Annotated in this window: 24 protein-coding genes; 7 read left to right on the top strand and 17 right to left on the bottom strand. The window is 67.4% G+C overall.

The genetic code is table 11. The annotated features are described in order from the left end of the window. Positions 1–152: 152 nt before the first annotated feature. Complete coding sequence (locus tag HPA01S_RS19205; RefSeq protein ID WP_066272488.1) at positions 153–1,988, top strand: ABC transporter ATP-binding protein/permease; 1,836 nt, start codon at positions 153–155, stop codon at positions 1,986–1,988. A 30-nt stretch (positions 1,989–2,018) separates the two neighbouring features. Here HPA01S_RS19205 and queC read toward each other — a convergent pair whose 3' ends face one another. The 14 genes from queC to flgB all read right to left on the bottom strand — a co-directional run bounded on the left by queC (position 2,019) and on the right by flgB (position 15,299). Continuing rightward, positions 2,019–2,771, bottom strand: coding sequence for a 7-cyano-7-deazaguanine synthase QueC (queC, locus tag HPA01S_RS19210; RefSeq protein ID WP_066272489.1), 753 nt, complete (start codon positions 2,769–2,771; stop codon positions 2,019–2,021). A gap of 172 nt (positions 2,772–2,943) precedes the next feature. Beyond that, positions 2,944–4,143 (bottom strand): HDOD domain-containing protein, encoded by a 1,200-nt coding sequence (locus HPA01S_RS19215; RefSeq protein ID WP_066272491.1) that lies wholly within the window; start codon positions 4,141–4,143, stop codon positions 2,944–2,946. Positions 4,144–4,206: 63 nt separating this feature from the next. Continuing rightward, entirely contained in the window at positions 4,207–5,424 is a 1,218-nt protein-coding gene (gene flgL, locus HPA01S_RS19220) for a flagellar hook-associated protein FlgL (RefSeq protein WP_066272493.1), read from the bottom strand. Positions 5,425–5,629: 205 nt separating this feature from the next. Beyond that, positions 5,630–7,546, bottom strand: coding sequence for a flagellar hook-associated protein FlgK (flgK, locus tag HPA01S_RS19225; RefSeq protein WP_066272498.1), 1,917 nt, complete (start codon positions 7,544–7,546; stop codon positions 5,630–5,632). A gap of 91 nt (positions 7,547–7,637) precedes the next feature. Further along, positions 7,638–8,501: a flagellar assembly peptidoglycan hydrolase FlgJ gene (flgJ, locus tag HPA01S_RS19230; protein ID WP_157085098.1), complete on the bottom strand. Its 864-nt coding sequence runs from the start codon at positions 8,499–8,501 to the stop codon at positions 7,638–7,640. Then, positions 8,498–8,692 carry a hypothetical protein gene (locus HPA01S_RS19235; RefSeq protein WP_066272506.1) on the bottom strand — a complete coding sequence of 65 codons (195 nt, stop codon included), beginning with the start codon at positions 8,690–8,692 and terminating at the stop codon, positions 8,498–8,500. The genes flgJ and HPA01S_RS19235 overlap by 4 nt, the downstream gene beginning before the upstream one ends. Beyond that, positions 8,692–9,780 (bottom strand): flagellar basal body P-ring protein FlgI, encoded by a 1,089-nt coding sequence (locus HPA01S_RS19240; RefSeq protein ID WP_066272509.1) that lies wholly within the window; start codon positions 9,778–9,780, stop codon positions 8,692–8,694. The genes HPA01S_RS19235 and HPA01S_RS19240 overlap by 1 nt, the downstream gene beginning before the upstream one ends. Positions 9,781–9,944: 164 nt before the next feature. After that, positions 9,945–10,649 carry a flagellar basal body L-ring protein FlgH gene (locus HPA01S_RS19245; RefSeq protein WP_066272511.1) on the bottom strand — a complete coding sequence of 235 codons (705 nt, stop codon included), beginning with the start codon at positions 10,647–10,649 and terminating at the stop codon, positions 9,945–9,947. 114 nt (positions 10,650–10,763) lie between these two features. After that, on the bottom strand, positions 10,764–11,546 hold the full coding sequence (flgG, locus tag HPA01S_RS19250; protein WP_066272516.1) for a flagellar basal-body rod protein FlgG: 783 nt from the start codon (positions 11,544–11,546) through the stop codon (positions 10,764–10,766). A gap of 143 nt (positions 11,547–11,689) precedes the next feature. After that, positions 11,690–12,427: a flagellar basal-body rod protein FlgF gene (gene flgF, locus HPA01S_RS19255; protein WP_066272522.1), complete on the bottom strand. Its 738-nt coding sequence runs from the start codon at positions 12,425–12,427 to the stop codon at positions 11,690–11,692. Positions 12,428–12,464: 37 nt separating this feature from the next. Then, complete coding sequence (gene flgE, locus HPA01S_RS19260) at positions 12,465–13,679, bottom strand: flagellar hook protein FlgE (protein ID WP_066272524.1); 1,215 nt, start codon at positions 13,677–13,679, stop codon at positions 12,465–12,467. Positions 13,680–13,756: 77 nt separating this feature from the next. Next, the gene (locus tag HPA01S_RS19265) at positions 13,757–14,413 is read right to left on the bottom strand and encodes a flagellar hook assembly protein FlgD (RefSeq protein WP_066272587.1); all 657 of its coding nucleotides are present in this window, start codon (positions 14,411–14,413) and stop codon (positions 13,757–13,759) included. Between the two features lie 32 nt (positions 14,414–14,445). After that, positions 14,446–14,850 carry a flagellar basal body rod protein FlgC gene (flgC, locus tag HPA01S_RS19270; protein ID WP_066272525.1) on the bottom strand — a complete coding sequence of 135 codons (405 nt, stop codon included), beginning with the start codon at positions 14,848–14,850 and terminating at the stop codon, positions 14,446–14,448. A 17-nt stretch (positions 14,851–14,867) separates the two neighbouring features. Further along, positions 14,868–15,299, bottom strand: a complete 432-nt coding sequence (gene flgB, locus HPA01S_RS19275; protein WP_066272529.1) for a flagellar basal body rod protein FlgB — start codon at positions 15,297–15,299, stop codon at positions 14,868–14,870. 260 nt (positions 15,300–15,559) lie between these two features. Here flgB and flgA point away from each other — a divergent pair, with 260 nt between their 5' ends. From flgA to HPA01S_RS19300, 5 genes are all read left to right on the top strand, one after another. After that, positions 15,560–16,303 (top strand): flagellar basal body P-ring formation chaperone FlgA, encoded by a 744-nt coding sequence (gene flgA / locus HPA01S_RS19280; RefSeq protein WP_157085099.1) that lies wholly within the window; start codon positions 15,560–15,562, stop codon positions 16,301–16,303. A 133-nt stretch (positions 16,304–16,436) separates the two neighbouring features. Continuing rightward, on the top strand, positions 16,437–16,754 hold the full coding sequence (gene flgM / locus HPA01S_RS19285; protein WP_084360832.1) for a flagellar biosynthesis anti-sigma factor FlgM: 318 nt from the start codon (positions 16,437–16,439) through the stop codon (positions 16,752–16,754). Between the two features lie 26 nt (positions 16,755–16,780). Continuing rightward, positions 16,781–17,158 carry a hypothetical protein gene (locus HPA01S_RS19290; RefSeq protein WP_066272536.1) on the top strand — a complete coding sequence of 126 codons (378 nt, stop codon included), beginning with the start codon at positions 16,781–16,783 and terminating at the stop codon, positions 17,156–17,158. A 178-nt stretch (positions 17,159–17,336) separates the two neighbouring features. Continuing rightward, the gene (locus HPA01S_RS19295) at positions 17,337–17,534 is read left to right on the top strand and encodes a hypothetical protein (protein WP_066272537.1); all 198 of its coding nucleotides are present in this window, start codon (positions 17,337–17,339) and stop codon (positions 17,532–17,534) included. Between the two features lie 40 nt (positions 17,535–17,574). Beyond that, on the top strand, positions 17,575–17,769 hold the full coding sequence (locus tag HPA01S_RS19300; protein ID WP_157085100.1) for a hypothetical protein: 195 nt from the start codon (positions 17,575–17,577) through the stop codon (positions 17,767–17,769). 68 nt (positions 17,770–17,837) lie between these two features. Here the strand turns inward: HPA01S_RS19300 and HPA01S_RS19305 are convergent, their stop codons facing one another. From HPA01S_RS19305 to HPA01S_RS19315, 3 genes are all read right to left on the bottom strand, one after another. Further along, complete coding sequence (locus HPA01S_RS19305; RefSeq protein ID WP_066272541.1) at positions 17,838–18,125, bottom strand: putative quinol monooxygenase; 288 nt, start codon at positions 18,123–18,125, stop codon at positions 17,838–17,840. Positions 18,126–18,139: 14 nt separating this feature from the next. Next, entirely contained in the window at positions 18,140–18,778 is a 639-nt protein-coding gene (locus tag HPA01S_RS19310; RefSeq protein ID WP_066272544.1) for a LysE family translocator, read from the bottom strand. Between the two features lie 61 nt (positions 18,779–18,839). Continuing rightward, positions 18,840–19,214: an ankyrin repeat domain-containing protein gene (locus tag HPA01S_RS19315; RefSeq protein WP_174525307.1), complete on the bottom strand. Its 375-nt coding sequence runs from the start codon at positions 19,212–19,214 to the stop codon at positions 18,840–18,842. 105 nt (positions 19,215–19,319) lie between these two features. On the opposite strand from HPA01S_RS19315, the gene HPA01S_RS19320 reads away from it, so the two are divergent. Beyond that, positions 19,320–19,832, top strand: a complete 513-nt coding sequence (locus HPA01S_RS19320) for a DUF2059 domain-containing protein (RefSeq protein ID WP_066272547.1) — start codon at positions 19,320–19,322, stop codon at positions 19,830–19,832. Positions 19,833–19,868: the final 36 nt, after the last annotated feature.

Genomic DNA, 19,868 nt, shown 5'->3' on the forward strand with positions numbered 1-19,868 from the left:
GGCGGAGCCGGACCCTTGCTGCCCCTGGAGAACATCCCCTCTCTTCTCCCTCAACCACATAAGCCTCGCCTCAGCAAAATCGCGGTTTCAGCCGCTACGATGCGCCATCACCACCGGGCGCCGGCCGCGCCCGATCAGAACAGGGTCCCCACATGACTGCTTCCGCCGCCACGCCCGCCCCCGTCGACCGCCGCAAACCGCTGTGGCCCACGGTCAAGAACATCTGGGCCTTTGCCCTGCCCTATTTCCAGTCCGAAGAAAAATGGCGCGCGCGCGGCCTGCTGCTGGCGGTGGTGCTGCTCAACCTCGGCACGGTCTACATGCTGGTGCAGATCAACGAGTGGTACCGCGTGTTCTATGACGCCCTGCAAGAGAAGAACCAGCCGGTGTTCTGGGAGCAGATCGTCAAGTTCTGCTGGCTGGCCTTGATCTACATCGTGCTCGCGGTCTACAAGTTCTACCTGACGCAGATCCTGCAGCTGCGCTGGCGCGTCTGGCTGACCGACCACTACCTCGGCCGCTGGCTCGCCAACAAGGCCTTCTACCGCATGGAGCTGGCGCGCTTCACCGCCGACGAACACGGCAACCCCGACAACCCGGACCAGCGCATCCAGGAAGACCTGAACCTCTTCACCAGCTACACCGTGTCGCTCTCCATGGGCATGTTCAACGCGCTCATCACGCTGGTGAGTTTCGTCGGCATCCTCTGGACGTTGAGCGGCTCGCTCACCGTGCCGCTGCCCGCTTTCCTGGGCGGTGGTGAACTGGAAATCGTCGGCTACATGGTCTGGGCGGCGGTGCTGTACTGCGCCATCGGCAGCGCCATCGCGCACTGGATCGGCCGGCCGCAGGTGCGCCTGAACTTCCAGCAGCAGATGCTGGAAGCCAACTTCCGCCACCACATGGTGCGTGTGCGCGAGTACAGCGAATCGATCGCGCTCGACGGCGGTGAACGCGTGGAGCGCCGCCACCTCGACCTGCGCTTCAGCGAAGTCATGGGCAACTACTTCCACCTCATCCGCAACCAGAAACAGCTCACCTGGTTCAGCAGCTTCTTCTCGCAGGCCGCCATCATCTTCCCGCTGATCGTGGCCGCGCCACGTTACTTCAGCGGCGCCATCCAGCTCGGCCAGCTGATGCAGATCAACTCCGCCTTCGGCCGCGTGCAGGACTCGTTGTCCTGGCTGGTCGACAACTACATGGCACTGGCCGTGTGGAAGGCCACCACCGACCGGCTGGTGGGCTTCGAGGCCAGCCTGGCACACCAGTCGGCTCGCCACGACGACATGCAGCACGAGACCACCACGGCAGCCGGCAGCGGCATCACGGCGCAAGACCTCACCGTGGCCCTGCCCGGCGGCAGCACGCTGCTGAGCGGCGTGGACCTGGCCGTGCAACCCGGCGACACCGTGTTGCTGCAAGGCCCTTCGGGCAGCGGCAAGTCGAGCCTGTTCCGTGCCATCTCCGGCATCTGGCCACACGCCCGAGGACGCGTGTCGGTGCCGAAGGACGCGATGTTCATCCCGCAGCGCCCCTACTTCCCCGACGGCCGCCTGCGTGATGCACTGGCCTACCCCGAGCCGGCCGAGAAGTACAGCGACGACGCCTTGAAGGACGCGCTGAACGCGGCCCTGCTGCCGGCGCTGGCCAGCGAACTCGACCGCGAAGACGCCTGGAACCAGAAGCTCTCGGGCGGCGAGCGCCAGCGGCTGGCGATTGCGCGCGTGATGCTCAAACAGCCGGCCTGGGTGCTGGCCGACGAAGCCACCAGCGCACTCGACGAAGAAGCCGAAGCCACCATCTACCAGCGCCTGGTGGACCGTGTGAAGCAGGCACACGGCGCCCTGATCTCGATTGCCCACCGCTCCACCCTGGGCGCGCACCACCGCACGCGCTGGGTGTTGAAGGGGAATGAGGAAGTGGCTGCAGCGCAGCCCGGGTCGGGTGTGCCGCGTTACCGGCTGGACATCCGCCGCAACGCGGATTGATCAGGCCGGATCGGGCCTGATCGGCTCCGGTCAGGCCACCGGCGCGGCGTAGTTGTCCCAGCCCCTGGCGCGCAACTCGCACGCCGGGCAACCGCCGCAGCCATAACCCCAGGGGTGGCGGTGTTCGCGGTCGCCGAGGTAGCAGGTGTGGGTGTGCTCGACGATGAGTTCAACCAGCGCATTGCCACCACCCACCAGCAGCGCGTTTTCGCCCAGATCGTGCGCCAGGCGCCAGGTGGCGGCCTTGTCGATCCACATCAGCGGGGTGTCGATCAGGAAGCGGTGGTCCATGCCGAGCGAGAGCGCCACCTGCAGCGCCTTCATGGTGTCGTCGCGGCAGTCGGGGTAGCCCGAGAAGTCGGTCTCGCAGACGCCGGTGACGATGACCTGGATGCCGCGCCGGTAGGCGAGTGCCGCCGCCAGCGTGAGGAACATCAGGTTGCGGCCGGGCACGAAGGTGTTGGGCAGGCCGCTCTCTTCCATGCGGAAGGCCATGTCGCGCGTGAGCGAGGTTTCACTCACCTTGCCCAGCACGGCAAGGTCGAGCACGTGGTCGTCGCCCAGGCGCTGCGACCAGGCCGGGAAACGCTGGCGCAGTTCGCGCAGCACGTTGAGCCGTGCCTGCATCTCCACGCTGTGGCGCTGGCCGTAGTCGAAGCCGATGGTCTCCACGCGCGGGTAACGCGACAGGGCGTGGGCGAGGCAGGTGGTGGAATCTTGTCCCCCGGAAAACAGCACCAGGGCGCTGGTGTGATGGGGGTGGGTGGGCGGTGCGGAAGTCATGACCGAGATCGTAGCCTGTGGCCACGCCAACAGCCGTCACCGCCGCGGAATTCCAGCAGATACGGCACGGAAACGGCAAGAAAAAACGGCATCTCCGACGCGGAGTGATCTACCTCCAGAAACGCCGCGGAGCCGCGCTTCAAACAGCTCAGCGCGGCGGTGGTCCTTCCACTTACATCATGCGTTCGGAGCGTGGACTCGCATGCGTACGGCTGCTGGCCAGCATGCGGATGAGCGCGCGGTTGACGTGCTCCAGGCTCAGCTCGTGGCGCTGGCACACCACCGGCAGGCGGTGCAGTTCGCCGGGCGTGCCCTGGGCGCGTGCCACGTCGAGCAATGGGTGGTAGGGTCCTTCGTTGCGCAGCACGGCGTCGAACACGCGGCCCGACAGGGGCAGCCGGTACAGCAGCTCGCCCAGCGGCTGGTGGAGCAGGCGGTCGAGCTGCGAGAGCAGCGCGGCGGTGTAGACCTCGCCGCGCAGGTTGTCGTCGGAACCGGCGGCGAGCAGGTGCTGCGCCAGGCGCGCGCGCATCACCATGGCGTAACGCACCGGGTGCAGGTCGCGTTCGGGTTCGCAGTGCGGCAGCTGTTCGGCCAGCCAGCGGCCGAGTTCGCGGAAGCCCAGCATCATCAGCGCGTGGCGCAGCGAGGCGATTTCGTGGCGCAGGCCGTAGGCCGCCGAGTTGACCAGCAACAGGATGCGGTAGACCAGCACCGGGTCTTGCCGCACCAGGCGTTCGAGGTGTTCGAGCGAACAGTCCTCGTCGCCGATGGCCATGAGGATCTGCTTGACCACCGCCGCGTCGTAGTTCAGCGGGCCCTGGTTGTGTGCCTGCAGCACGTCGGCGTCGGGCCAGTGCAGCAGGCCCCAGGCGCCGGCGGCGTCGAGGCACTCGCGTGCCAGCACCTGCGTGCTGACGCCTTCGACCAGCTGGCCGAGCAGGCCCCGCGGGGTGAATTCGGCACCCAGGCGCAGCAGGTTGCGCGTGTCGGCCGGTGCCACTGCCTCGCCGCGCAAGGCGGCCAGATCGGTGCGGCGCAACAGGCGGTGGCCGCGGCGGGCGGCCTGCGCCAGGCGCGCCTGGGTCTCGACTTGTTCGAACAGCTCACCCGGCACCTCCAGCCAGGTGTTGTGCACCGGCTCGCAGGTCAGGGCCTGCTGCAGCAGGCGCGGGTTTTCAATCGCGAGGATGAGCACGGGCGCGCTCTCGGGCCAGTCGTCACCCAGCGCCTGCATGAGGTGCGGGGCATCAACGGACTCGGGGTGCACGGCGCGCACGCCCAGGCGCACGGCGGCAAGCTCGCGCGCGCGGTTCCACACGGGCTCGTAGCCGAGCGCGATGCTGTCCAGCACGGTGTGGCTGATGATCATGAAAGGAGAGAGGAGAAAAAAGAAAAGGAAAAGGAAAAGGGGAAGCGAAAAGGAAAGGCCAGGTCAGTTGATGACCTGGAACAGCGACAGGCGCTGCACCTGGGCGTAGGTCTTGAGGGCGGCTTCCAGGCCGAGCTTTTTCATGTCCAGGTCGGAGATGCCCTGGATCGGATCCAGCTCCTGCAGGCGCGCGCCTTCGGTCTTCAGGTCGATCGCGCGGCCTTCCATCTGGGTGCTGAGCGAATCGGCGCGGTTGAGCCATTCGCCCGCACGGCCACGCACGGCCAGCACGCGGTCGTGCGCGGCGTCCACTTCGGTGATCGCGCGCGCCAGCACCTGGGTATGGTGCGCGCTTTCGTTGGGGCCGTCGTAGCGCAGGCCATCGATGGCGCTCTGCACCACGGAAAAAATGTCGGTCGGGGCGGTGACGGGCCGCACTTCGACGCGGTCGCCGGCGGCGGCGGCGCCACGCATTTCGAGCGAGATGCCGTCGAACTCGATGGTTCTGTTGGCCACGTAGGGCTGGCCGGTGTGGCCGGGCACCGGCAGGCCGGTGGTGGTGTTGGTCACGGTGTACTGCATCTGGCCGCCGACCTCGGCAAAGCCGATGTCGTAACCGGCGCCGGTGAGCGCGGCCGGGTTGCTGACCGTGCCGACCGTGGTGCTCACGTTGCCGCTGTTGCTGTGGGGCAGGCCGACGGTGAAGCTGCCATTGCCCTGCGGCACGCGCATCCAGATGGCGTCGCCATCGAGCGTTTGCGGCAGCGCGCTGTTGCCGGCGGCGGCCTGACCACGCTGGCCCTCGAACTGCACGCCGTTGCCATTGGGTCCGTACACGTCCACGAAGGGTGTCGAGGAACCGCCGAGGCCGCCATACAGCGTGCGCCCGGTGTTGTCCTTGCGGTTGGCCACGGCGATCAGCTGTTCTCGCAGGCCTTCGAGCTGTTTCGCCACGTCTTCGCGTTCTGCGTCGGTGAAGGTGGCGTTGCCGGCGGTGATGAGCAGATCACGCACCTGCTGGATCAGGTCGCCCGACTCGCGCAGGCCACTCTCGGCCTGCTGCAGGCTGGCGCGCGAGGCTTCGAGCGCGCGCAGGTCGGCGTTGGTGCGCGACAGGCGATTGGCCGCCGTCTCGGCCAGCGTGGCGGCCACCGGGTCGTCGCTCGGCTTGAGCACGCGCATGCCGGTGGTGACGCGCTCCTGCTGCGCGGCCAACTCGGCCTGGCGCCGGGCCAGATGGGCGATGGTGTTGTCGTAGCTGTTGGCAGTGGAGACTCGCATGACGATTCCTCAAACGTTCAGACGGCCGATAGGCGAGCGCAACGCAACGGCCGCGCCGGAGCACGACCCGCAACGCAAGCAGCAGCGCAGACCAGAGGCAGCAAGGGTCCGGCTCCGCCGGTCCAAGATGCCGTCCCCCCTCGAAGCGCCGAAGGCGCGCCACGGAGGGGGGAAGCCGCAAAGCGGCGCAGGGGGGTGTTCATATCTATCGGCCCACGGTCTGCAGCAAGCTGTCAAAAGTGTTCTGCGCGATCTGCAGGAACTTGGCCGAGGCCTGGTAGGCCTGCTGGTACTGCAGCAGGCGCGCGGCCTCTTCGTCGAGGTTGACGCCGGCCACGTTGGCGCGCGCGGTCTCGGCGGTGCTGGCGATGTTGGCCGAGAAGTTCGCCGCGAACTCCGCCCCCTGCACGCGCGTGCCGATGTCGGAGAACAGGCTCACATAACCGTCGGACAACGACACGCCTTCGAAGGTGGCGCGGTCGCGCAGGGCCAGCATGCCGGCGCCGTTGCCCGCGTTCTGGCTGATCGAACCGGGTGGGGACGCGGCAATGCTGAAGGTGTCGCCGGCGCCCGGGCTGCCGCGCAGCGTGAGGCTCCAGCCATTGAGCGTGATCGGCTCGCCGGGCTTGAAGTTGTAGCTCGGCGGCGGGCCGGGGTTGTCGGGTGCGGGGTTGCCCGGGCCCAGGCCGGTGGCGGTGAAACTGCCGTCGGCCAGGAAGCTGATGGTGACCGGGTCGGTGAGCTGGGCCGAGGCCGCGGCGGGGTACAGCGTTTCCACGCTCAGGCCACCGCTGTTGCCGGTGCCGGGGGTGACCATCACCGGACTGGCCGCGGCCAGGCGGTCGGGCGAGCCGATGGCCACCTGCAGGTTGCGCGCGGCGGCCGCGTAGGGCCGCACCAGGATGCGGTCGCCGGGCTGGCCGGCGCCCTGGTCGAGGTTGAAACGCAGGCCGTCGATCTCGGTCGGCAGCGCGGGCACCGAGGTGCTGGTTCCATCGGACAGGCGCACCACGCTGATGGTGCCGCCGGTTTCGAAGCGCAGCTCGTAGTCGGACGCCATCAGGGCCGACGGGTTGGCCACGCCCACGCTCACCTCGGCGTTGCCGGTGTTGCCCGGCACGCCCAGGCCGACGGCGTTGGCCGGCGGCACAAAGAAGTTCTGCCCCGGGTTGCCTTGCAGGTCCAGGCCGAGCCGGTGCTGGTCGTTCACCGTGGTTGCGGTGGCCAGGGCCATGCGGCCAAGCAAGTTCTGCACGTCCACCAGGTCGTGGTTCATGAAGCGCATCAGGCCGGCCAGTTCACCGCCACCCAGGTTGCCTTCGGGCACCGCCGTCGACACACCGCCCTGCACGAAGGACAGCGCGATGCGCGAGCTGTCGGTGCTGTCCTGCCCGGTGGCCAGTGCGTTGGCACGCGTGCCCAGCACCAGTGGCTGGCTGCCGGCCACGAACACGCTCACGGTGCCGTTGGAGCCGAACACCGTGCTGGTCTGCACCTGCTTGCCGAGGTCGCCCAGGAGCTTGTCGCGCTGGTCCAGCAGGTCGTTCGGCGTGTGGCCGGTGCCCTGGACTTCGGCGATGCGTGCGTTCACCTTGGCCAGGTCCTGCGCCAGGGTGTTGATGGTCTTGACGGCGCCCTCCACCTGCTGCTTGGTGGTGGCCTGCAGGGCATCGATCTGGCCGGCTGTGTTGCGCAGGCGCGAGGCGAGTTCTTCGCCCTTGGCGATGACGACCACGCGCGCGGTCAGGTTGCCGGGCGAAGAGGCCACGTCGCTCCAGGCGTTCAACACGCCGTTGAGCGCCGCACCCAGGCCGGCGTTGCCGATGGGGAAGGCACTCTCCAGTTGCTGCAGGCGGGCGTAACGCGCCGCGTCGGCCGCGGCCACCGAGCCGCTGGTCTGCGCTTCGCGCGTGAGGTAGGCGTTGTGCGAGCGTTCGACGGTGGTGATCTCCACCCCCTTGCCGAAGAAGCCGCTGCCCATCTGCTGGTAGCCCGCTGTCTGCTGGATGACGTTCTGGCGCGAATAGCCCGGCGTGTTGACGTTGGCGATGTTGTTGCCAATCGCCTGCAGGGCCGCCAGGTTGGTGCTGAGCGCACGCGCGCCGATGTTCAGTGCAGACATGTGGACTCCTTGCTGGCCCCGGCGTCGCCTTCGGCGCAGCCCCCCTGGAAAGAGACGGTTTCATGCGCGCGCAGCGCGGCGGAGGTGTGTCTCATGATTGCGCCCGCTGCAGGTTCAGGGTGGTGTTGATGGCGCGGCTGAGCTTGGCCGCGTACTGCGGGTCGGTCGCGTAGCCGGCTTTCTGCAAACCGCTGGCGAAGCCCTGCACCGAATGCAGTTGCTCCATCACGCCTTCGTAGCGCGGGCTGTTGCCGATCAGGCGCGCGTAGTCGCGGAACGAGTCGGCATACGAGTCGTAGGCGCGGAACTTGGCCGTCACCTTGCGTGGCTCGCCGTTGATGTATTCGGTGGTCGTGATCTCGGCGACCTTGCCCTTCCAGCTGTCGGTGGCCTTGATGCCGAACAGGTTGTACGAGGGCGAGCCGTCGGCGTGCTTGATCTCGCTGCGGCCCCAGCCGGTTTCGTGGCCGGCCTGGCCGATCATGAAGCTGGCGGGAATGCCGGACTCGCGTGCCACGGTGGCAGCGGCCTCGCTGTGCTGGTCAACAAAACCGGCCTGGCGCGGGCCCGCGCTGGCGCGGCCCACGGTGCTGGTGTCGCCGATGGCGAGCGAGCCCGTGTTCCTGCTGCCATCGGTGTTGCTCATCTGGCGCGCGAGCTGGCGCTCGATGGCTTCGGACAAGCCACCTGGCAGGCCGGAGAGCTGCACCGCGAACTGCTGGTCGAGCAGGTCGGTGCCGAGGTCGGCGCCTTCGCCATCCATCAGGCCGGATTTCTGCGTGGCCTCGCGCATGCTCTTGATGAGCTCACGCATGAACAACGATTCAAACTGCTTCGCCGCTTCCTTCAGCGCCGCCTTGTCGTCACCGCCCTTGCCCGCGCCATAACGCAACGCGTTCAGCGCGGTCGGGTCGGCGGCCAGGCCGGTGGTGGACAACGACGACATCGGGTTCATGGCCGGCCTCTCGTGATGCCGGCGCGCGGCGGCGCCGCCTTGGGTGTGTGCAGGGCGCGCTGGCCGAAGGGCAGCAGTTGCTGGCGCGCCATCGCGCCCCAGCGTGCGCCCAGGCCAGGCGTGGCAGCGCCCGCGTTGCCACCGGCGTGCCGGCGATCGGCAGTCTGCGACACGAGGGCACCGTACAACATCAGATCACCTCAAGCTCGGCGTTCATCGCGCCCGAGGCCTTGATGGCCTGCAGGATCGCCAGCAGGTCTTGCGGCGTGGCGCCGAGCGAGTTGAGCGCGCGCACCACGTCGGAGAGTTGGGGCGCGGTGTCGAGCTTGATCAGCGAACCCTTGTCCTGGCTGATCTGGATGTTGGCCTTCTCCGCCACCACGGTCTGGCCGCCGGTGGACAGGGCGTTGGGCTGGCTGATCACCGGCGTCGAGCTGATGCTCACCGACAGGTTGCCGTGCGAGACCGCGCAGGCACCGAGCGTGACGGCCTGGTTCATCACGATGGAACCGGTGCGCGAGTTGATGATGACGCGCGCCATGGGAATGGTGGCGTCGAGCCGGATGTCTTCCACCCGGGCGAGAAAGCTCACGCGCTGGTTCGGGTCGGCCGGTGCGCGCAGGCGCACCACACGGCCGTCCACCGCGCTGGCCACGCCGGCGCCCATCACCTTGTTGATGGCATCGGTCACGCGGCTGGCGGTCTGGAAGTCGTTGGCGTTGAGGCCGAGGTCGATGGTTTCGCCGAGCGCAAACGGCGTCGCCACCGCGCGTTCAACCTGCGCGCCGCCGGGCACACGCCCCGCGCTCAGGTGGTTGATCTGCACCTTGCTGCCACCGGCCGAAGCGCCGGCACCGCCGACCAGCAGGTTGCCCTGGGCCAGCGCGTAGATCTCGCCATCGGCACCCTTGAGCGGCGTGGTGATGAGCGTGCCGCCGCGCAGCGACTTGGCGTTGCCGACCGAGGACACGGTGACGTCGATGGTCTGGCCGGGCTGGGCGAAGGCGGGCAGCTGCGCGGTGACCATCACGGCCGCCACGTTCTTCAGCTGCATGTTGGCGCCCGGCGGCAGCGACAGGCCCAACTGCTGCAGGTAGTTGTTCAGGCTCTGCGCGGTGTAGGGCATCTGCGTGGTCTGGTCGCCCGTGCCGTCCAGGCCCACCACCAGGCCATACCCCGTCAGCTGGTTGCTGCGCACGCCTTGCACCGCCGCGATCTCCTTGATGCGGATCGCCTGCGCGCTGGCGGGCCAGGCGGCGAACACCGCACACAGCAGCATCAAGTTTCGGAAAAAGCGGTCGATAGTCATTTCAATGGTCCAGTTGGTCCGGAGCGACATCCCCACATGCAGGGGTGCCGCAGAACCGGCTTTGCCGGGCCGAAGGCGCCGACCCTAGATGGGGTCGCTCGCCATGCGGCGGGGTTGACTCATCATGCTTGGCTTTAGAAGGGGAGAACGGTCAAAAAGAACCGTGCCAACCAGCCAATTGCTTGCGCTTCGCCTTGCTGGCCCCGTCCACGCGACTCGATGCGCACGTTCGCCACCTGGGTCGAGGCGATCATGTTGCCGGGCCGGATCTGCTTCGGATCCACCGTGCCGGTGAAGCGCAGCACGTCCACGTTCTGGTTCACGCCGATCTGTTTCTCGCCCACCACCACCAGGTGGCCGTTGGGCAAGACCTCCTGCACCGTGGTGGTGATGGAGCCGGAGAAGGTGTTGGCGTTTTCGGTTTCGCCATTGCCGGAGAACTTGTTCGACGAGTTCGCACCCACGTCGAGCTTGCCCTGCAGCGAACTGCCGCTGATGAAAGGCAGTGCCGACACACCACCCGCCACGCGGCCGCTGCGGTCCACGGAAGACGACGACTTCTGCGTGGCGTTGATGCGCTCGGTGATCTGCACCGTGAGGATGTCACCCGGCATGCGCGCACGCGGGTCTTCAAAAGCGGGCCGGTAGCTCACTGCCTGGAACAGGCTGCCGCTGGCGGCCTGGGTGACCGCAGGCGCGGCCACCGGTGCCTGCTGTGCGTAACGCACCGGCTGGGTCGGCGCCAGGTCCACCTGCGGCGTGCGCTGCAGCGTCTCGCAGCCGGTGGCCAGGAAGGCCAGAGCACAAAGGGCGATCAGCGAAAAAATGGAGCGGTTCATAAGGAGCTTTCGAGAGAGGTGTCTCCGCCCAGGCACACCGCGCAACCGGCTTGGCCGGGCCGCTGGTGTGGCCCCCTTGAGGGGGTCACGGCCCATGGGCCGTGGCGGGGGTGCTTACAGCTGGCTCAGGCGTTGCAGCATCTGGTCGGAGGTCTGGATGGCCTTGGAATTCATTTCGTAGGCGCGCTGGGTCTGGATCATGGTCACCAGCTCCTGCACCACGTTGACGTTGGAGCTTTCAACAAAGCCCTGCATCACCGTGCCCATGCCGGCCGAGCCGGGTGCGCCGGTGACCGGGTTGCCCGAGGCGAGGCTCTCGGTGTAGAGGTTCTGGCCCATGGGCTCCAGGCCGGCCGGGTTGATGAAGCTGGCCAGCTCGATGGTGCCGATCTGCTGCGGCGCCGGGTTGCCCGGCAGCTTGACGGTGACCACACCGTCGTTGGAGATGGTGATGCTCTGCGCTTCGGCCGGCACCGTGATGCCGGCGGTGAGCGGGTAGCCGCTGTTGGTGACGATGCGGCCCTGCGCGTCGGGCTTGAAGCTGCCGTCGCGCGTGTAGCCGGTCGTGCCGTCGGGCAGCTCGATCTGGAAGAAGCCGTTGCCGTTGACCGCAACGTCCAGCACGTTGTCCGACTGCTGCATGTTGCCTTGCGTGAAGGTGCGCGAGGTGGCCACCGTGCGCACACCCAGGCCCACCTGCAGACCGGTCGGCAGCTCGGCCTGCTCGGCCGTGTTGGCGCCGACCTGGCGCAGGTTCTGGTACATCAGGTCTTCAAACACCGCGTTGGCGCGCTTGAAGCCGTTGGTGGAGACGTTGGCCAGGTTGTTGGAGATCACGTCCAGCTGCATCTGCTGTGCCTGCATGCCGGTCTTGGAAATCATCAGCGAATTGATCATGGTGTTCTTCCTTGTGTCAGTGAGGCCCGGTTCATCGGCTGCAGAAGCCCCGGTCCAGAGATACCGAGGAACCGGCTTTGCCGGGCCTCAGGTATCGCCCCCCTTGCAGGGGGGTGGCGCCGAAGGCGACGCGGGGGGTGTTCTTATCCATTCATGCTCAGCAACTGGCTGGCGGTCTTGTCGTTGGTTTCGCCGTTCTGCAGCATGCGCATCTGCACCTCGAACTGGCGCGCCACGGCGATCATGCCGACCATGGCTTCCATGGGGTTCACGTTGGAGCCTTCGAGCGCGCCGTCCTGCAGGCGGGCCACGTCGCTGGCCGGCAGCGGGTCGCCCTCGGGGCCGCGGAACAGGCCGTCCTCGCTGCGGCGCAGCGGGTTGTCGGCATCGGGCGTGACCATCTTCAGCCGGCCCACGTTCTGCGACGGCTGGTTGCCCACGCGCGTGCTCACGGTGCCGTCGCTGGCGATGTCCACGCGCGCGCCTTCGGGCACCACGATCGGGCCGCCGTCGCTCAGCATCGGCAGGCCCTGGCCGCTGACCAGCGTGCCGTCCTGGTTGACTTCGAGCGCACCGGCGCGGGTGTAGGCCTCGGTGCCGTCCAGGCCCTGCACCGCAAAGTAGGCGTTGTCGCGCGCGGCCACGTCGAGGTTGCGGCCGGTGGAGGTGATGGCGCCGGGCAGGTCGGAATGGCCGGGCGTGGCTTCGAGCGCAAACACCCGCGTGCTGGCGCCGTCGCCGCGCACCGGCACCGCGCGGAAGGTGGAGAGTTCGGCGCGAAAGCCCGGCGTGGACACGTTGGCCAGGTTGTTGGCCAGCACCTGCTGCCGGTACTGCGCGGCGTTGGCGCCGGTCATCGCGGTGTAGATCATGCGGTCCATGCGGGGCTCCTTCTTTCAGTTCGGGCGCGAGGCTCGATCAGCGCATGTTGAGCAGCGTGCTCAACACCTGGTCCTGCGTCTTGATGGTCTGCGCGTTGGCCTGGTAGGTGCGCTGCGCGGTCATCATGTTGACCAGCTCGGCGGTGATGTCCACGTTGGAATCTTCCAGCGCGCCCGAACGCAGCGCGCCGAAGTTGCCGGTGCCGGGTTCGCCGTGCAGCGGCGTGCCCGAGGTGTAGGTGGCCGCCCAGTTGCCGCCGCCGGTGGGTTGCAGGCCCTGCGGGTTGCGGAAGTTGACCAGGGCGATCTGGCCCGCGGCGCGCGTCTCGCCGTTGGAGTACTGGCCGGTGACCATGCCGTCCGAACCGATCTTCAGGCCCAGGAACTGGCCGGGCGCGTAGCCGTCCGGGTCCAGGTCGCTGACGGCGAAGTTGGTGCCGAACTGCGTCGCGCCGTTGAAGTCGAGGGTGACGTTGAAGTTCAGCGTCGGGTCGTTGGGCGAGGTCAGGGTGAGCGGCGGAATGACGGAGGCCGGATCGAGCGAGCCATCGGGCATGAAGTTCAGCACGAAAGGCGTGGACAGGGCGGGATCGGCGCCGTTGACACCGGTATACACGTTCCACTGGTTGTTGCCGATCTTCTCGAAGCTCAGGGCCACCGGCACTTCCAGGCCTTGCGGGTCGTACGCGATCAGCGAGGTGCCATAGGTCGACAGCGGCGTGGGCGGTGTCTGCGTGGAGGCCACCGGCGCGCGCGCGTCCAGGTTGAACTCGGCCACGATGTTGGAGGTCTGCCGCGCCGGAATCGGGCCGCCCGTGGGCAGGCGCAGCGGCTGCGAGTCGAAGCTCAGGCGCGTGCCGTCGGGCGAGGTCGGGTAGCCCATGAGGTTGGCACCGTTGTTGGTGATGATGTTGCCGCTGGCGTCGAGCTTGAACATGCCGGCACGGCTGTAGGCCACCGAGCCGTTGGGCATGGTCAGCTCGAAGAAGCCCGATCCGTTGATGGCCACATCCATGTCGTTGCCGGTGACGGAGATGTTGCCCTGCGTGAACTGCTGCGACACGGTGGTGAGCGCCACGCCGATGCCCGAGTTCACACCGCCGGCGGCGTTGATGGAGCTGGCGTAGAGCTCGCCGAATTCACCGCGCGAGCTCTTCATGCCCACCGTGTTGGCGTTGGCGATGTTGTGGCCGATCACGTCGAGGTTGCGGCTGGCGCTGTTCAGGCCCGAGAGTCCTTGCTGGAATGCCATGGTGATGTCCTTTGGGGGAAAAAATCGGTGGGGTGATCGCGGTGCGTTGCGGTACGTTGGCCGTGCGCTTCAGGCGTTCACATGAACGCCAGCACGTCGTTGTAGGCGCGGGTGGTGCCGTCCTGCAGCAGCATGTAGATGGAGCCGCCGGAGAAGCTCACCGAGTCGACCGAGATGCGCTGCAGCGACACCGTGTCCACGCCGGTGTTGCCATCGAGCGCGCGCACCTTGAAGCCCTTGACCTTGGACGGATCGAGGCCCTCGGTATCCCAGTTGAAGCCGTGCAGGCCGGGCCCGAGCGCGCCCATGTCGACAGTGCCGAGCACTTCGCCGTTGGTGCCCATGATGTCGACCTTCACGTCGGTGGCCTTGGCATCGAGCGAGAACGCGGCCTTGCCCTGGCCGTTCTTGAAGGTCAGTTGGTCGCCGGGCAAGAGCGCCTCGCGGCCGATCAGCGAGGTGCCCTGCAGCGCGGTGAGCGAAGAGAACTGCGCCGCCATGCCGGAGAGCGTGGCGTTGAGTTCCTGGATGCCGCTGACCGTGTTGATCTGCGCCATCTGGGTCGTCATCTGCGCGTTGTCCATCGGGTTGAGCGGATCCTGGTTGTTCAACTGCGCCACCAGCAGCTTCAGGAACCGGTCCTGCGAAGCCTTCGGGTCCATGCTGTTCTTGGCCGAGGTGCCGGTGGTGCTGCCCACGGCGGTGCCCAGGTTGCTGAGATCGAGCGGGGTCATGAACATGGTTCAGGTCTTTCCAAAAGGCGGGCTCACTGGCCCATCTGCAGGGTCTTGAGCAACAGCGACTTGGCCGTGTTCATGACCTCGACGTTGTTCTGGTACGAACGCGAGGCCGAGATCATGTTGACCATCTCCTCCACCGGGTTCACGTTGGCGTGGGTCACATAACCTTCGGCGTCGGCGCTGGGATGCGAGGGGTTGTGCACGCGGCGCCCGGGTGCATCGCTCTCCAGGATGTTCTGCACCTTCACGCCGGCACTGCCGTCGCTGCCCATGGGCACGGTCTGGAACAGGATGTGGCGCGCCTTGTAGGTCTGCCCGTCGGGGCCGGCCACGGCGTCGGCGTTGGCCAGGTTGCTGGCCACCACGTTGAGGCGCTGGGACTGCGCGCTGACCGCACTGCCCGAGACGTTGAAGATGGAGAACATCGACATGACCGATTCCTTTCAAGTCATTGGCCGGTGATGGCACTCAGCATGGTCTTCACATGGCCATTGATGAACCGCAGCGTGGACTCGTAGCGCACGCTGTTGTCCACGAAGTTGGCGCGCTCGCGGTCGAGGTCGACCGAGTTGCCGTCCTGGCTGGGCTGGGTCTGCACCGCGTACGCCAGCTTGGCGCTGTCGCCGGTGCGGGCACCGCTGCCGGCGGCCACACCACCCAGGTTCATGTGTTGCGCGTGCGTGGCGGTGATGGCGGCACCACCCGAGGTGCCCGACAGGCCGGAGGCGTTCTTCAGCGCCTGGGCAAAGTCAAAATCGCGCGCGACATAACCCGGCGTGTCGGCGTTGGCGATGTTGCTGGCAATGGTCTGCTGGCGCTGCGAGCGCAGCAGCAGGGCGTTGGCATGGAAGTCCAGCCGTCCGGTCATCTGTTCCAGCATGTTCAACTCCAGCGGGGTGGGTGGGACGGTGGCGGCGGACCTGTAGCGGACGCGCCCGACACCGGGGGTTGAACGAATTATGGAAATCTTGAGGGTTGGCAATGGCCGGAACAAGCGCCGCTTTGCAAGTCATTTCCCCGCTTTGCCCGCACCACCCTGCCCCTACAGTGGACGCCTGAACACATGGCTCTGCCCTCCTCTCACATAGATAGATAGAGATGGAGCAGCGCCCCTGTACCGCCCTTTTCCTGGAGACCGCCATGCGAACCGCTCCCTTGCGCCACCTCTTGCAGGCCCTGCGGCAAACGCTGCTGCTCGCCTGCGCGTGGGCGCTGGGCGCGGGGGCGGCCTTCGCGAGCGACACCACCGCCGAGCTGGAAAAGACCGCACGCGACTGGCTGCAGCCGGCACTGGACGCCGCCCTGCCGCAGGACGCCAGCTTTCCGCTGCGCACCGAGGTCGTGATGGGTTCGCTCGACAGCCGCCTGCGGCTGGCGCCCTGCGCCCGGGTCGAGGCCCACCTGCCACCCGGCTCCCGCCTCTGGGGCCGCAGCCGCATCGGCCTGCGCTGCGTGGAAGGCCCGCGCCGCTGGAACGTCTACGTGCCGGTCACCATCAAGGCCTTCGGCCCGGCCTGGGTGGTCAAACGCCCGGTGGACGCCGGCGCCACCCTGAGCCAGGACGACGCCGAACTGGCCGAGGTCGACTGGGCCGCCCATCCTTCGGGCGTGCTGGCCCGGGCCGACATGTGGGTTGGCCAGCAAACCGCCTTTGCCCTCACCCCGGGCCTGACCCTGCGCGAAAACGCGGTGCGCCCGCAGCGCGCCTTCGGCGCTGGCGACCAGGTGCGCGTGAACAGCAGCGGCAGCGGTTTCAGCATTTCCGCCACCGGACTGGCGCTCACCGCCGGCCTGGTGGGACAATCCGCCCGCGTCCGCCTGCCGGGTGGACGGGTCATCACAGGGCTGGTGCAACCAGACCAGACGGTGGAGATCGCCCTTTGAGCCCGGCAACCCCCACGACCCGCCGCCGCCCAGGCCGCAGGCCCGAACTCAGTGCACAAAAATGCTTAAAGTTCGTGGCCCCCGGGTCGATAGTTCTTTCACATCACCCTGAGTACGGGGTTTGGAGCGTGAAATGAAAGTCGATTCGTCACCCGATTCCTATATAGGTTCCGTGGCCGGTGGTCCCCAGAAGACCGCCGAAAAACCTGTGACCGCCGTCGCTGAGGTGGCTGGTGCAGCGGCCAAGCCCCAGGCGGGCGTGACCGTGACCCTCTCGTCCTCCACCGTGTCGGCCATGGGCCCGGGTGGCGGTGGTGAGGTGTTCAACGCCGAGAAGGTTGAAGCCATGAAACTGTCGATTGCCAACGGCACCTTCCAGGTGAACGCCGAGGCCATCGCCGACAAGATGCTGGCCAACGCCGCCGAAATGCTCAACGGCGGCCGGGGCTGATCCTTCTCCCTTCACCAAACCTCACCATGACTGCTGCCGCCACGACGCCCCACCAAGCCTGGATCGACGCGTTGCAGGCAGAGCTCGACGCGCTCGAAGCCGCCTTGCTGCGCGGCGACGCGCCGGGCGTGGAGCAGGCCAGCGCGGCCATGCAGGCTGTGCTGCAGCAAGCCCCCAGAACACCGGCCTTCGCCGACCCCGAGAGCGCCCTGCGGCGCGGCGCCCTGAGCGCCGCCCAGCGTTTTGCCCAGCTGCGCCAGGCGGTGCTGCGCGCGAACGCCATCAACCAGCGCGCCGTCGGCAGCCTGTTGCCAGAACAGGCACTGGAACGCCAGCCGACCTACGGCCGCATGGTCAAACCCTCCAGCCTGCGCGGCGCGGGGCGCGGTTTTCTGACCGCCTGAGCGCCCACCCGCCCCCTCGCACAACCGGCTTCTGCCGGTTTTTTTACGTCCGCGCGCCCTGCGGCCACGCAGCCGGCCATTTGGGGACCGGCCCCTGATAGCCCATTAGCCAAGCTGATGAAAGCACCGTTTTCATGGTCGCGTCTTTAAAATACGGGTTAACCCTTATATCAAGACCATGAACACGCGAACCCCCTCCCTCTGGGCCCGCCTGACCCGGGCCAGCCACCACTTTCTGCGCCGCGTCGGCCCCACCGACGCGCCCGACGCGCTCGAGGCCTACCTCAGCACCGCCCAGAACCTCCACCAGCTGGAAGACATGCAGCGCCAGTGGGACCGCGGCCAGCGCGGCCTTCGCCACCATGGCGCGCACTGATACCAGCACCGAAACCCCCTCCGATACCGAGACCCAAATCATGATCGACCTGCTCAAATCCTATTTCCAGACGCCGCAATTTGCCGCCGGCACGCGCGTCAACCGCCTGCACAAAGGCAGCCTGGACCGCGTTGACGGCCGCGTCGTCGCCCAGACCCACGAAGGCGTGCTGGTCGAGTGGCCGCGCAACGGCGCCGGCTGGGAACAGCCCGGCGCGCTCTGCCAGCAAGGCTGACACGCCACCACCCTGCCCCGCTCGTTCGCTGGCTGAACACCGCGCGCCGCCAGGGCTGCGCCCCGGCCTCAGGCGAACACGTCCATCAGCAAGAAGGTGCCCGGCTGGCGCTGGTGATGGTCGATCTGCGGCACCAGGCGCTGGAAGTGTTCGGTGCGGCAATGGGCGTCCAGCGCGGCCCGGTCCGGCCACAGCTCGATGAAGACGAAGTGCCCCGGGTCTTTCTGGTCCACGCACAGCTCGTAGCCCAGGCACAGCGGCTCCTGCCGGGTCTTCTCCACCAGCTCGCGGTACAGCGGCTCCACCAGCGCCACACATTCGGGACGGATGAAGTCCTGCGCAATCACTTTCAACATGCCGTGTGCTCCGTTCAGGCCGCGCGGCGTTGTTCGGCCATCAGGCGCACGGCCATCGCGGCCAGCACCCCGCCCATCACATAACGCTGCAGCACCAGCCAGCGCGGGCGGTGCAGGAACCACGCTGCCAGCTGCGCGGCGCTCAGGGCGATGCCGAGGTTGACGCTGAAGCTCAGCACGATCTGCGTCAGGCCCAGCAGCAGGCTTTGCACAAACACCGAGCCATGCTCGGGCGACACGAACTGCGGAAAGATCGCCAGGTAGAACACCGCGATCTTCGGGTTGAGCAGGTTGGTGAGGAAACCCATCACGAACAGCTTGCGCGGCGAGTCCTGCGGCAGATCACGGGCCTCGAACGGCGAACGCGCGCCCGGCCTCACCGCCTGCCAGGCCAGGTACAGCAGGTACAGCGCACCGGCCCACTTCAGCAGCTCGTAGGCCAGTGGCACCGCCATGAACAGGGCCGTGAGGCCGAGCGCCGCGGTGAACATGTGGACCAGAAAACCGGCGATCACCCCCAGCAGCGAGATCACGCCGGCGCGGCGGCCCTGGCAGATCGAGCGCGAGATCAGATAGATCATGTTCGGGCCGGGCGTGAGCGAAATCAGCAGCGCCGCGCCGGCAAACAGCAGCCAGTCGTGCAGGGAAACCATGAAAAAACCTCGATGGGATTGGAGAGCCCTCGATGGTAGGCCAGCGCCAAAGACCGGGCGCTCAGCCAGCCCACCAGGGCCGCCGTCCCCACCACAGCGCGAGCCAGCCGCCGTTGCGTCCGCGGCGGTTCAGCGCCGGGTCGGGCGCGCCCATGGCGCGCAGGCGCGCCTCCACCTCCGGCAGCCCGGCCTGGCGCGCCGCCTGCACCGGTGTGAGGGCATCGAATTCGGACAACAGCAGCGGATCGGCCCCATGGTCGAGCAGCAGCATGGCCGCCTCGGCCTGCTGCGCCAGGATGCAGCCCACCAGCGGGGTGGACAGGTATTCCGGGTGGGCGTAGTTCACGTCAACGCCGTTGCGCACGTGGTACCGCAGCAGCTCGATGTGGCCGTCGCAGGCCGCCTGAAACAGTTCCTTCCAATCGCCGCCCGACATGGTGCGTCCTTTCCGTGGGTTGGTGCCGTCATCGCTGTGTTTCAATTCACCGGCCGCCCAGCCGGCGCCCTGAAACCGTCAGACCTTACCAAGGAGGCCTCCGTCATGCACTTCCCGAAAACCCTTGCGGCGGCCCTGCTGGCCGGCGCGCTCGCCTTCACCAGCGCCGCCCACGCCGCACCGCCCTCGGACGCGTCCATTGCAACCCTGCTCACCGTCACCCAGGCCAACAAGATGGTGGAGACCATGTACGGCAACATGGAGCAGACGATTCGCCAGGCCATGCAACAGGCCACGGCCGGCAAAACACTGACGGCCGAACAGGCCCGCGTGATCGAACTGGCGCCGGCGCGCCTGGCCAATGTGCTGCGCGAAGAAGTCACCTGGGCCAAGCTGGAGCCTTCAATGGTGCAGATCTACCGCGACACCTTCGACCAGGCCGAGATCGACGGCCTGATCGCCTTCTACCAGAGCCCCATCGGCCAGAGCTTCGTGACCAAGATGCCGATCGTGATGCAGCGCTCAATGGAAGCGTCGCAGACGCAGCTGCAGGCCTTCCTGCCCAAGCTGCAAGCCGCCATGGAGCAGGTGATGAAGGAAGCCAAGCTGGCCCAGTGAGCAGGGCGCCCCCTCCACAAGTAAAAAAGCCACCCG

The sequence above is a fragment of the Hydrogenophaga palleronii NBRC 102513 genome (assembly GCF_001571225.1).
GTDB classification, from domain to species: domain Bacteria; phylum Pseudomonadota; class Gammaproteobacteria; order Burkholderiales; family Burkholderiaceae_C; genus Hydrogenophaga; species Hydrogenophaga palleronii.

Coding starts and splice junctions, on each gene's coding strand:
- HPA01S_RS19205 (WP_066272488.1), top strand. CDS start 153: ATGACTGCTTCCGCCGCCACGCCCGCCCCCGTCGACCGCCGCAAACCG.
- queC (WP_066272489.1), bottom strand. CDS start 2,771: ATGACTTCCGCACCGCCCACCCACCCCCATCACACCAGCGCCCTGGTG.
- HPA01S_RS19215 (WP_066272491.1), bottom strand. CDS start 4,143: ATGATCATCAGCCACACCGTGCTGGACAGCATCGCGCTCGGCTACGAG.
- flgL (WP_066272493.1), bottom strand. CDS start 5,424: ATGCGAGTCTCCACTGCCAACAGCTACGACAACACCATCGCCCATCTG.
- flgK (WP_066272498.1), bottom strand. CDS start 7,546: ATGTCTGCACTGAACATCGGCGCGCGTGCGCTCAGCACCAACCTGGCG.
- flgJ (WP_157085098.1), bottom strand. CDS start 8,501: ATGAACCCGATGTCGTCGTTGTCCACCACCGGCCTGGCCGCCGACCCG.
- HPA01S_RS19235 (WP_066272506.1), bottom strand. CDS start 8,692: ATGTTGTACGGTGCCCTCGTGTCGCAGACTGCCGATCGCCGGCACGCC.
- HPA01S_RS19240 (WP_066272509.1), bottom strand. CDS start 9,780: ATGCTGCTGTGTGCGGTGTTCGCCGCCTGGCCCGCCAGCGCGCAGGCG.
- HPA01S_RS19245 (WP_066272511.1), bottom strand. CDS start 10,649: ATGAACCGCTCCATTTTTTCGCTGATCGCCCTTTGTGCTCTGGCCTTC.
- flgG (WP_066272516.1), bottom strand. CDS start 11,546: ATGATCAATTCGCTGATGATTTCCAAGACCGGCATGCAGGCACAGCAG.
- flgF (WP_066272522.1), bottom strand. CDS start 12,427: ATGGACCGCATGATCTACACCGCGATGACCGGCGCCAACGCCGCGCAG.
- flgE (WP_066272524.1), bottom strand. CDS start 13,679: ATGGCATTCCAGCAAGGACTCTCGGGCCTGAACAGCGCCAGCCGCAAC.
- HPA01S_RS19265 (WP_066272587.1), bottom strand. CDS start 14,413: ATGACCCCGCTCGATCTCAGCAACCTGGGCACCGCCGTGGGCAGCACC.
- flgC (WP_066272525.1), bottom strand. CDS start 14,850: ATGTCGATGTTCTCCATCTTCAACGTCTCGGGCAGTGCGGTCAGCGCG.
- flgB (WP_066272529.1), bottom strand. CDS start 15,299: ATGCTGGAACAGATGACCGGACGGCTGGACTTCCATGCCAACGCCCTG.
- flgA (WP_157085099.1), top strand. CDS start 15,560: ATGCGAACCGCTCCCTTGCGCCACCTCTTGCAGGCCCTGCGGCAAACG.
- flgM (WP_084360832.1), top strand. CDS start 16,437: ATGAAAGTCGATTCGTCACCCGATTCCTATATAGGTTCCGTGGCCGGT.
- HPA01S_RS19290 (WP_066272536.1), top strand. CDS start 16,781: ATGACTGCTGCCGCCACGACGCCCCACCAAGCCTGGATCGACGCGTTG.
- HPA01S_RS19295 (WP_066272537.1), top strand. CDS start 17,337: ATGAACACGCGAACCCCCTCCCTCTGGGCCCGCCTGACCCGGGCCAGC.
- HPA01S_RS19300 (WP_157085100.1), top strand. CDS start 17,575: ATGATCGACCTGCTCAAATCCTATTTCCAGACGCCGCAATTTGCCGCC.
- HPA01S_RS19305 (WP_066272541.1), bottom strand. CDS start 18,125: ATGTTGAAAGTGATTGCGCAGGACTTCATCCGTCCCGAATGTGTGGCG.
- HPA01S_RS19310 (WP_066272544.1), bottom strand. CDS start 18,778: ATGGTTTCCCTGCACGACTGGCTGCTGTTTGCCGGCGCGGCGCTGCTG.
- HPA01S_RS19315 (WP_174525307.1), bottom strand. CDS start 19,214: ATGTCGGGCGGCGATTGGAAGGAACTGTTTCAGGCGGCCTGCGACGGC.
- HPA01S_RS19320 (WP_066272547.1), top strand. CDS start 19,320: ATGCACTTCCCGAAAACCCTTGCGGCGGCCCTGCTGGCCGGCGCGCTC.